Here is a 9,830-nt window from a genome sequence, read left to right as displayed (position 1 = left end):
GCGTAAGCGACGCCCGGGCCGCCCGCCGCCCGCCACACCGTCCCGACCGCCTCACGAGAGGGGCTTCATGTCTTCGCACCGCTCGCCCACCCCGCTGCGCACCGCCGTGGTCGGCGCGGGAGGAATCGCCCGCACCAGCCATCTGCCCGCGCTGCGGACGCTGGCCGCCGAAGGAAAGGTGGAGGTCGTGGCGGCGGTGGACGTCGTCGAGGCGGCGGCTCGTCTCCTCGCCGACGAGGAGTCGATCCCGTACCACGGCACCGACGTGGAGGCGATGCTCGCGGAGGTGCGGCCGGACCTGGTGGTGCTGTGCACCCCGCCCGCCGTGCACCGCGAGCAGTCCGTGGCCGCGCTGAAGGCGGGCGCCTGGGTGTGGTGCGAGAAGCCGCCGTGCCCGTCGCTGGCCGACTACGACGCGATCGAGGCGGCCGGGACCGGCGGCCCGGGCGACCCTTACGCGGCCATCGTCTTCCAGCACCGCTTCGGTTCGGGGGCTAGGCACGTCCGGGCGCTGCTGGAACGCGGGGCGCTGGGCAGGCCGCTGGTCGCCCACTGCCAGACCACCTGGTACCGCGACACCGCCTACTACGCGGTGCCGTGGCGCGGGCGGTGGGCCACCGAGGGCGGCGGTCCGGCGATGGGCCACGGCATCCACCAGACCGATCTGCTGCTGGACCTGCTGGGCCCGTGGGCCGAGGTGCACGGCATGGCCGCGCGCCTGGTCCACGACGTGGAGACCGAGGACGTCTCCACCGCGCAGATCCGCTTCTCCTCGGGTGCCGTCGCCACCCTGGTCAACAGCGTGCTCAGCCCGGACGAGGTGAGCCGCATCCGCATCGACTGCGAGCTGGCCACGGTCGAGCTGACCCATCTGTACGGCTACGGCAACGCGGACTGGCGCATCACCCCCGCGCCCGGCGTGCCGGAGGAGACGGTACGGGAGTGGCGGGAGTTCGGCGCCGACGAGCCCAGCTCCCACCTCGCCCAACTGCGCGTCCTCGTCGACGACATCGTCCAAGGACGCCGCCACCGGACCAGCGGCGCGGGCGGGCGGCGGACGCTGGAGCTGATCACCGCCCTGTACAAGTCCGCGTTCACCGGGACCACCGTCCGGGCCGGGGAGATCGGCCCGGGCGACCCCTACTACACCGCACTGCACGGCGACGCCCCGGGCTGGGCCCCGGCGGGTGTCCCTGAGGAGGACCGCGCATGACCCTCTCGCTGAACCACGCCCACGGGGACCGGATCACCGTCTCGTACGGGACGACGGATCTGCTCTCCTACGTCTACCGGCCCGAAGCGGCATGGGAGGCCCCCAAGCCGTATCTGCACCCGGTCCGCACACTGTCGGGTGCGACGGTCACCGACTACCGCCCCAACGACCACCGTTGGCACAAGGGCCTCCAGCTCACGGCCTCGCACCTGTCGGGGCAGAACCTGTGGGGCGGCAACACCTATGTGCACGGCGAGGGATACCTCGCGCTGGCGGACCGGATCGGTTCGATGGCCCACGTGGCCTTCGAGGAGGTGGCCGTCGCGCCCGACCGGGCCGTCATCGCCGAGCACCTCACCTGGCACCCGCACGACGGCGCGCTGTGGGCCGAGGAGGAGCGCCGCATCGAGGTCCGTGACGTCGACGCGGACGCGGGCAGCTGGTCGCTGACCTGGACGTCGTCGATCACCAACCGGCGCGACGAGCCCCTGCGCTTCGGCAGCCCGACCACGCACGGCCGGCCCGCCGCCGGCTACACCGGGCTCTTCTGGCGCGGACCGCGCGCCTTCCGCGACGGCCACGTCTTCACCGCAGAGAACGACGGACGGGAAACCGAGTTGATGGGCAGTCAGGCCGACTGGCTGGCCTACAGCGGCGAGCACGACGGGCGCGACGGCCACGCCACCGTCGTCTTCGAGCACGCGCGGTCCAACGACCACCTCGGCGAGAAGGGAACACATCCGGCGCACTGGTTCGTCCGCAACGACCCGTTCGCCGCCGTCGCCCCCTCGTGGGCCTTCTCCGAGGAGCTGGTCCTCGCCCCCGGCGACGCCCTCACCCGTGGCTACCGCGTCCATGTGGCCGACGGGGCCTGGGACCGGGAGCGCGTCGCCGCCCACCTGGAGGCGCACCCGTGGTGACCTCGGCGTACGACGGCTTCCCCGGCGCGGTCGGGGTGTCCCGGCTCAGCGTCTACGACTGGCCGACCGTGGAGGGCCTGCCCGGCGGCGGCACCCCGCACCTCCACCTCGCCTGCAGTGAGGGGTACGTGGTGACCTCCGGGCGGGGCGCGGTGCAGACGCTGACCGCCTCGGGCTACCGGGAGACGCCGCTGGAGCCCGGCGTGGTGGCCTGGTTCACCCCGGGCACGATCCACCGACTGGTGAACGACGGCGGTCTGGAGATCACCGTGGTGATGCAGAACAGCGGGCTGCCGGAGGCCGGCGACGCGGTTCTCACGCTACCGCCGGACCGGCTCGTCGACGAGGCGACGTACGCGGACGCCGTCCGCATCCCCGCCGATCTCCCGGAGGCGGAACAGGCGCGGGTCGCCCGGGCCCGACGCGACCTGGCCACCCGGCGGTTCCTGGAGCTGCGCGCGGCCACGGAGGCCGGTGATCCGGGTCCGCTCGCCGACTTCCAGCGGGCGGCCGCCGCGTTGGTGCGGCCCCGGCTGGACGACTGGGAGCGGCGGTGGCGCGAGGGTGCCGAGGCCGCGGCCCGGGCGACCGGCGGCCATCTCGACGCGCTCCGCGAGCGGGACGTACGCCATCTCGCCGAGGGCCGGGTCGCCTCGACCGGACCGACGGCCACGGGCCGGTTCGGCATGTGCGGCCGCCTGGCCGTGTACCAGGGCATCTGACCGCCCGTCGAGCCCTCGGACGCGCCGCCGCCCACCGGCGAGCCCTCGGAGGTGCCTGCCGTCCGTCGGCGCGTCCGGCCGACTGATCGTCTGCCGAATCCCACGCCCCCATGCCCATCGCCGGGCCCCCTGCCCTTCAACGACCCACGCCCTTCAACGAGCCCCACGCACACCGTCGGGCCTCACGCCCTTCGACGGGCTCCTTGCCCCTGGTCGGGGCCCTCCCCCATCCGACTCTCCTCCCCTGGAGGGAACCATGTCCGAGCCCCCCGAGGGCCGACGCCGTCTCCCGGGCCGGCGCACCTTCCTTGCCGCCGCCGGGGCCGGTGTCGGCACCGCCCTGGCGGGGTCGCTGTCCGCCTGCTCCGCGCCCGGCGGCAGCTCGTCCAAGGGCGTCACGCTCACCTTCTCCTGGTGGGGCAACGACGACCGCGCGGAGCGCACCGAACGGGCTGTCCGTCTCTTCGAGAAGGCGAACCCGAGGGTCAGGGTCGCCACCTCCAATGCCGACTTCGGCTCGTACATACAGAAGCTCGCCACCCAGGCGGCGGGCGGCGGCATCCCGGACGTCGCGCAGCTCGACTACCGGCAGGTGTCGCAGTACGCGGGCGGCGGCGCGCTCCTGCCGCTCTCCGACGCCCTGTCCGAGGGGGCGATCCGCAGCGAGGCGATGGACGCGGAGTTCGTACGCACCGGGACGTACGAGGACGAGCAGTACGCCATGCCGATGGGCCGCGGCATCACCGGATTCGCGTACGACACCCGGCTGTACCGGAAGGCGGGGGTCGCCACCCCGCATCCCGGCTGGACCTGGCGGGAGTGGACGGCGGGCAACCGGCGGATCACCGAGCTGGGCGAGCGGTCGCCGGACGGGCGGACGGTGGGCGGCGCCAACGACGGGGGCGTCAACGAGGACGTCTTCGAGGTGTGGCTGCGCAGCCGGGGCGGGCGGCTCTACGCGAGCCAGACCCGGCTGGGCTTCACCGAGGACGACCTCACCGAGTTCTGGACCTTCTGCGACGACCTGCGCAGGGACGGGGTCGTCGCACGGGCCGAGGACACCGCGCAGGCGACGACCACCGAGACCTCCCCGATGGGCCGCCGGCTGGTCGCCGCGGACTTCACCTGGGACGCGCCGTTCCCCGGCTATCCGGCGCTGCTCGGCGAACAGGTGCGGTTCGCGCCCGTACCGACGACCGGCGGCCGCCAGGGCGCGTACTTCAAGCCCTCGATGCTCCTCGGTGTCGGGGCGCACACCGAGCATCCGAAGGAGGCGACCGCGCTGGTGGACTTCCTCCTCAACGACCCGGGAGCCGGGGACATCCTCGGCTTCTCCCGGTCCACTCCTCCCAACCGGACCGTCGCCGCCCGCGTCGCCAAGACGCTCAAGGGTGCGGAGCTGGACATCTACCGGTACGCGCTGCGGATGGAGGAGTACGGCCTGGACGCGCCGCCGACCGCGCCACCGCGCGGCGACGTGGCCATCCAGACCGCGTTCAACCGCACGTACCAACGCGTCATGTACGGCCTGGCCACCCCCCGGCAGGCGGCGCGCGAACTGATCGACGAGGCGAAGCGGGAGCTGCGGTCATGAGCACGGTGTCGACCAGGGCGCCCGCGGGCGCCGACCGGGCGGCAAGGCCACCCGAGCCCGGCGGACCGAAGCGCCGCCGCCGCGTCCGGCGGGAGAAGCAATGGCCCGCCTACGTCTTCCTCACCCCGTGGATGCTCGGGGCGGCGGTCCTGACGCTCGTCCCCATGGCGGTGTCCCTCTATCTCTCGTTCACCGACTACAACCTCTTCGAGGCGCCGCGCTGGGTCGGGCTGCGCAACTACACGGAGATGCTGACGGAGGACCCGCGCTACTGGCGCTCGGTCGGCACGACCCTGCTGTACGTGGTGGTCGCCGTACCGCTGAAGCTGCTCCTCGCGCTCGGCGCGGCGATGCTGCTGAAGAACCTCGGCCGCGGCCGTTCCTTCTACCGCTCCGCGTTCTACGCGCCGTCCCTGCTCGGCGCGAGCATGACCGTCGCCCTGGTGTGGCGGGCGCTGTTCAACGACGGCGGTACGGTCCCCGACCTGCTCGGTGCGATCGGCATCGACAGCGGCGGCTGGGTCGGCGATCCGGATCTGGCGGTGTTCGTCGTGGTGCTGCTGACCGTGTGGCAGTTCGGCGCGCCGATGGTCATCTTCCTGGCCGGTCTCCAGCAGATCTCGCCGGACCTGTACGAGGCGGCGGCGCTGGACGGGGCGAGCCGGTGGCGGCAGTTCGTCTCGGTCACGGTGCCGATGCTCTCGCCGGTGGTCTTCTTCAACCTGGTGCTGGAGATGATCCAGTCGTTCCAGGTGTTCACCCCGGCCTTCGCCATCAGCGGCGGGAGCGGCGGCCCGGCCGACTCGACGATGTTCTACACCCTCTACCTGTACGAACGGGGCTTCACCGCTTCGCACATGGGCTACGCGGCGGCCATGGCGTGGCTGCTGCTGATCGCCATCGGCGTGGTGACGCTGGTGCTCTTCAGGACATCCCGGTCCTGGGTCTTCTACGCGGACGAGGAGGGGCGATGAATCTCGCCGTCAGGCGCTGGGCGCCGCACACGCTCGCCCTCCTGGGGCTGCTCGTCCTGCTGTATCCGCTGGCCTGGCTGCTGGCGACCTCGCTCAAGCCGGCCGACGAGGTGGTCACCAGCCTGGACCTGTGGCCGAGCAGCCTGGAGTGGTCGAACTACACGACCGCGCTGGAGGGCGTCTCCGGGGTCACGGTGAGCCGTCTCCTCGGCAACACCCTGCTCATCGCGGGAGGGGCCGTCCTCGGCAACGTGCTGTCGTGCTCGCTGGCCGCCTACGCCTTCGCCCGGCTGCGGTTCCGGATGAGCAAGGTCATGTTCGCCTTCATGGTGGCGACGCTGATGCTGCCGCACCACGTGGTGCTGATCCCGCAGTACATCATCTTCAACCAGCTCGGCATGGTGGACACCTACTGGCCGCTGATCCTGCCGAAGTTCCTGGCGACCGAGGCGTTCTTCGTCTTCCTCATCGTGCAGTTCATGCGCGGGCTGCCGCGCGAGCTGGAGGAGTCCGCGCGGATCGACGGCTGCGGCCCGTTCCGTACGTATCTGTCGATCACGCTGCCGCTGACCCGGCCCGCGCTGATCACCACGGCGATCTTCACGTTCATCTGGACGTGGAACGACTTCTTCACGCAGATGATCTATCTGTTCGCGCCGGAGAAGTTCACCATCACCCTCGCCCTGCGCTCCTTCGTCGACCAGTCCAGCACCTCCGCCTACGGGCCGATGTTCGCGATGTCGGTGATCTCCGTGCTGCCGATCGTGCTGTTCTTCTTCGTCTTCCAGCGCTATCTGGTGCAGGGCATGGCGACCACCGGACTGAAGGGCTGAGCACCATGACCCACGCACCCGCCCGGCTCGCCCCGCTGCCGCCGGCCGACCGCCGTGAGCCCGGCGAACTCTTCGGCAGCGGCTTCACGCTCTTCGCGGACATGCTGCTCGTCGGCCTCGTGACGACGCTCTCCTGCCTGCCCGTCGTGACCGCTCCGGCCGCCTTCGCCGCCGCGTCCTCGACGCTGCGGGACGGCGCGAGCGGCAGGGCCCCGGTGTCGGCGGCCGGGTATCTGCGCCGCCTGCGCGACGGGCTCAACGTCGGCTCGCTGGCCGCAGGACTGCTCCCGCCGCTGCTCGTGGCGGTCGTGCTGATCGACGCGGCCCTGGTGCGCAGCGCCCTGCCGGGAGCCGCGGTGGTGGCGCCGGCGCTGGCGCTGACCGTGCTCGCCGCCGCCGTCGTGGCGCTGCGGGCCACCGCGCTGGACGCGCCGCACCGGCTGTCCCTCCGCGAGAGCCTGGCCCGCTCGCTCGGCGACCCGCGTGGCAGCGCGCTGCTGGCCGCCGCCGTGGTGCTGGCCGCGCTGCTGGCCTGGTCGGTGCCGCTGCTGGTGCCCCTGCTGCCGGGGCCGCTGGCCTTCGCCGCGGCCGCGGTGGAGATCCGCTCCGCCGGGGGCACGGCGACGGCCGCCTGACCCCGCACCACTCCTCACTCCCCCTCTCCTCCCCCATCACCGGAGTTCTTCGCATGCCCCTGACCCACCTGGACCTCGCGGGCCACCCGCGGCCGCAGCTCGTCCGCGACCCGGACTGGCGGGACCTCGGCGGCCCGTGGCAGTTCGCGTACGACGACGCCGACCGCGGGCGCGCCGAGCGCTGGATGGAACCGCACACCACCGCCCCGTACACCGCGACCGTCACCGTGCCCTATCCGCCGGAGTCGAAGGCCTCGGGCATCGGGGACAGTTCGCACCACCCGGTGCTCTGGTACCGGCGCACCGTCGAGGTGGCCGCTCCCCCGGCCGGGCGCCGGCTGCTCGTGCACTTCGGGGCGGTCGACCACCGGGCGGAGGTGTGGCTGAACGGCCGCCTCGTCGGCCACCACGAGGGCGGGCACACACCGTTCACCTGCGACCTGACCGACGCCGTCGAGCCGGGCGGGCAGCAGGTGCTCGTGGTGCGCGCCGAGGACCAGCCGAGGGACGTCACCCAGCCGCGCGGCAAACAGGACTGGCGGGACGCCCCGCACGTCATCTGGTACCACCGCACGTCGGGGATCTGGCAGCCGGTGTGGCTGGAGGAGGTGCCGGACCTGCATGTGACGACCCTGCACTGGACCCCGGACGTGGCGCACGCCCGGGTGCGCTGCGCGGTCAGGCTGAGCCGCTGGCCCGCGAGCGCGGTGCGCGTGGACGTCACGCTGAGACTGGGCGACCGGCTGCTGGCCGAGCAGCGGGTGCTGGCGGACGAGCGGGAGACGGTGTTCGAGATCGCGGTCCCCGCACTGCGCCACGCCCAGGACCTCGACGCCCTGCTGTGGAGCCCGGACCGTCCGCACCTGGTGGACGCGACGGTGACGCTGACGGAGACGACGGAGACGGGGGCCGAGGAAGGGGAAGGTGACGCGGCCGTCGACCGCCTGACGTCCTACCTCGGGCTGCGGGACATCGGCTGGGAGGAGGGCGGCTTCCAGCTCAACCACAAGCCGTGCTTCCTGCGCCTCGCGCTCCAGCAGGGCTACTGGCCCGACTCCCACCTCGCCGCGTCCGCCGACGACCTGCGGCGGGACGCCGAACTGGCCAAGGAGGCGGGGCTGAACGGGCTGCGCGTGCATCAGAAGCTGGAGGACCCCCGCTTCCTGTACTGGGCCGACCGCCTGGGGCTGATGCTGTGGGCCGAGATGCCGTCCGCGTTCGCCTTCGGGACGACCACGGTGGAACGGGTGCTGAGCGAGTGGACCGAGGCGGTCTCCCGCGACCTCAGCCATCCCTCGATCGTCGCGTGGGTGCCGGTCAACGAGTCCTGGGGCACGCCCAATCCCGCGCACGTACCGGAGCAGCGCCACTTCATGGACGCGCTGTACCACCTGACCAAGGCGCTCGACCCGTCGCGCCCGACGGTGTCCAACGACGGCTGGGAGATCTCGGCCGCCGACATCTGGGGAGTGCACGACTACACCCAGCGGGCCGACGTCCTGCGCGAGCGGTACGGTCACGCCTCCCTGCGGAGCGGCGAGTTCACCGACCCGTGGCCGGGCGCGAAGCGGCTCCTGCTCCCCGGGGTGCGGCACCAGGGGCAGCCAGTGGTGCTCAGCGAGTTCGGCGGGACGACGTTCGAACCCGCCGACGGGGAGGAGTGGTTCGGCTACGACACCGTGGCGAGCCCCGAGGACTACGCGGAGCGGCTGGACTCGCTGATGGCCGCAGTCGTCGACTCGCCGCTCGCGGGCTTCTGCTTCACCCAGCTCACCGACACCGAGCAGGAGACCAACGGCCTGTTCACCGCGGACCGCCAGCCGAAGATCCCCCTGCCCGGTCTGCGGACGATCCTCACGCGGCCCCGGCGGCGCTGAGCGGCGCGCCGACGCGGCGGCCCCGTACCGGCGGGGGCCGCCGCGTCAGCTCTCTTCTCAGTGTTCCGCGGCGCGCAGGCGGCGGTGCGAGGCGCGGGCGGCCCAGGCGACGGCGAGCAGTCCGACCGCCAGCAGCGGGTAGCCCATGATGATCTTCGCGGTGCCCAGCGTGCCGACCTCGTCGGCCTCGTAGAGGTACTGCTGGACGGCGAAACGGGCGGCGAAGATGACGGTGAGCACGATCGTGGCGATGGAGAAGTCGCGCCGCGAGCGCGGGTCCTCCTGCCAGGCCGTGCCCTTGCCGGTCATGGAGTTCCACAGCACGCCCGCCAGCGGGCGGCGCGCGAGGACGGAGATCCCGAAGACCAGGGCGGCAGCCAGGTTGGACCAGATGCCGATGAGGAAGTAGTCCTTGGCCGATCCGGTCCACCAGGAGATCCCCGCGGCGATGGCCACGCCGAAGACTCCGCCGACGGCGGGCATGATCGATTCCTTGCGGAGGAGGCGCTCGGCCGCGATCACCACGGAGAGGGCGAAGGCGGCGATGATCGCCGTCTTCAGCCCGCCGATGTTGTTGCCGATGACGAAGGCGAGCACAGGCAGGGCGGAGTAGATCAACCCGCGTACTCCGCCTGCCTGTTCGAGGGCGGTGGGACGCCGGCGGGGGGCCTCCTCCGGGTGCTGCGGCGCCCCGGTCCCGGCGGCAGGGCGATGCTCGGCCGCGGACCACCGCTCGTCGGCTTCCGGGACGGGTCGTCCGTCGGTCGGCGGGTGCTGCGTCTGGTTGATCGCCACGGGTGACCTTCTTCCGGCTGTGGGGGACGTCGTGCGCCCCGTCGTGTCGGCGCGCGGGCGGGTACGGCGACAGAAGACCGCCGTACCGCCGCGCGCGGTTGGCGTGGGGCACTGTGGGTCAGCACCTGTCCCGAAAGCCGGGTGTCATGCCGGAAGGTTCGGACCAGGTCGAAGCCGGAGCGGGGGGGGGGGGGGGGGGGGGGGGGGGGGGGGGGGGGGGGGGGGGGGGGGGCGCGCGCGGGGCGCGGCGCGCGCCGCCGGGCGGGG

General features: G+C 72.8%; 9 protein-coding genes. 8 read left to right on the top strand and 1 reads right to left on the bottom strand.

The genetic code is table 11. From position 1 onward, the window contains the following. From JS521_RS29820 to JS521_RS29785, 8 genes are all read left to right on the top strand, one after another. Window positions 1-1,213 (top strand): Gfo/Idh/MocA family protein (locus JS521_RS29820; protein WP_372448630.1); only part of this gene is annotated, 1,213 nt, incomplete at its 5' end. Then, window positions 1,210-2,133, top strand: a complete 924-nt coding sequence (locus JS521_RS29815) for a DUF6807 domain-containing protein (RefSeq protein WP_205086047.1) — start codon at window positions 1,210-1,212, stop codon at window positions 2,131-2,133. The genes JS521_RS29820 and JS521_RS29815, both read left to right, overlap by 4 nt. After that, the gene (locus tag JS521_RS29810; protein WP_205086046.1) at window positions 2,127-2,855 is read left to right on the top strand and encodes a cupin domain-containing protein; all 729 of its coding nucleotides are present in this window, start codon (window positions 2,127-2,129) and stop codon (window positions 2,853-2,855) included. Before JS521_RS29815 ends, JS521_RS29810 begins: the two co-directional genes overlap by 7 nt. Before the next feature lie 256 nt (window positions 2,856-3,111). Beyond that, window positions 3,112-4,449 carry an ABC transporter substrate-binding protein gene (locus tag JS521_RS29805; protein WP_205086045.1) on the top strand — a complete coding sequence of 446 codons (1,338 nt, stop codon included), beginning with the start codon at window positions 3,112-3,114 and terminating at the stop codon, window positions 4,447-4,449. Continuing rightward, complete coding sequence (locus tag JS521_RS29800; protein ID WP_205086044.1) at window positions 4,446-5,423, top strand: carbohydrate ABC transporter permease; 978 nt, start codon at window positions 4,446-4,448, stop codon at window positions 5,421-5,423. Before JS521_RS29805 ends, JS521_RS29800 begins: the two co-directional genes overlap by 4 nt. After that, window positions 5,420-6,256, top strand: coding sequence for a carbohydrate ABC transporter permease (locus JS521_RS29795; protein WP_205086043.1), 837 nt, complete (start codon window positions 5,420-5,422; stop codon window positions 6,254-6,256). The genes JS521_RS29800 and JS521_RS29795 overlap by 4 nt, the downstream gene beginning before the upstream one ends. Before the next feature lie 5 nt (window positions 6,257-6,261). Beyond that, on the top strand, window positions 6,262-6,891 hold the full coding sequence (locus JS521_RS29790; protein WP_205086042.1) for a hypothetical protein: 630 nt from the start codon (window positions 6,262-6,264) through the stop codon (window positions 6,889-6,891). A gap of 53 nt (window positions 6,892-6,944) precedes the next feature. Further along, window positions 6,945-8,768, top strand: coding sequence for a glycoside hydrolase family 2 protein (locus JS521_RS29785; RefSeq protein ID WP_205086041.1), 1,824 nt, complete (start codon window positions 6,945-6,947; stop codon window positions 8,766-8,768). Between the two features lie 57 nt (window positions 8,769-8,825). Here JS521_RS29785 and JS521_RS29780 read toward each other — a convergent pair whose 3' ends face one another. Beyond that, complete coding sequence (locus JS521_RS29780) at window positions 8,826-9,563, bottom strand: DUF3159 domain-containing protein (RefSeq protein WP_307847972.1); 738 nt, start codon at window positions 9,561-9,563, stop codon at window positions 8,826-8,828. Window positions 9,564-9,830: the final 267 nt, after the last annotated feature.

This window comes from Streptomyces durocortorensis, assembly GCF_016901035.1.
GTDB classification, from domain to species: Bacteria; Actinomycetota; Actinomycetes; order Streptomycetales; family Streptomycetaceae; genus Streptomyces; species Streptomyces durocortorensis.
This window is presented reverse-complemented; position numbering and strand designations above follow the sequence as displayed.

What these genes read in the sequence shown, in the direction of transcription:
- JS521_RS29815 (WP_205086047.1), top strand. Translation starts at nt 1,210, where the DNA reads ATGACCCTCTCGCTGAACCACGCCCACGGGGACCGGATCACCGTCTCG.
- JS521_RS29805 (WP_205086045.1), top strand. Translation starts at nt 3,112, where the DNA reads ATGTCCGAGCCCCCCGAGGGCCGACGCCGTCTCCCGGGCCGGCGCACC.
- JS521_RS29800 (WP_205086044.1), top strand. Translation starts at nt 4,446, where the DNA reads ATGAGCACGGTGTCGACCAGGGCGCCCGCGGGCGCCGACCGGGCGGCA.
- JS521_RS29795 (WP_205086043.1), top strand. Translation starts at nt 5,420, where the DNA reads ATGAATCTCGCCGTCAGGCGCTGGGCGCCGCACACGCTCGCCCTCCTG.
- JS521_RS29790 (WP_205086042.1), top strand. Translation starts at nt 6,262, where the DNA reads ATGACCCACGCACCCGCCCGGCTCGCCCCGCTGCCGCCGGCCGACCGC.
- JS521_RS29785 (WP_205086041.1), top strand. Translation starts at nt 6,945, where the DNA reads ATGCCCCTGACCCACCTGGACCTCGCGGGCCACCCGCGGCCGCAGCTC.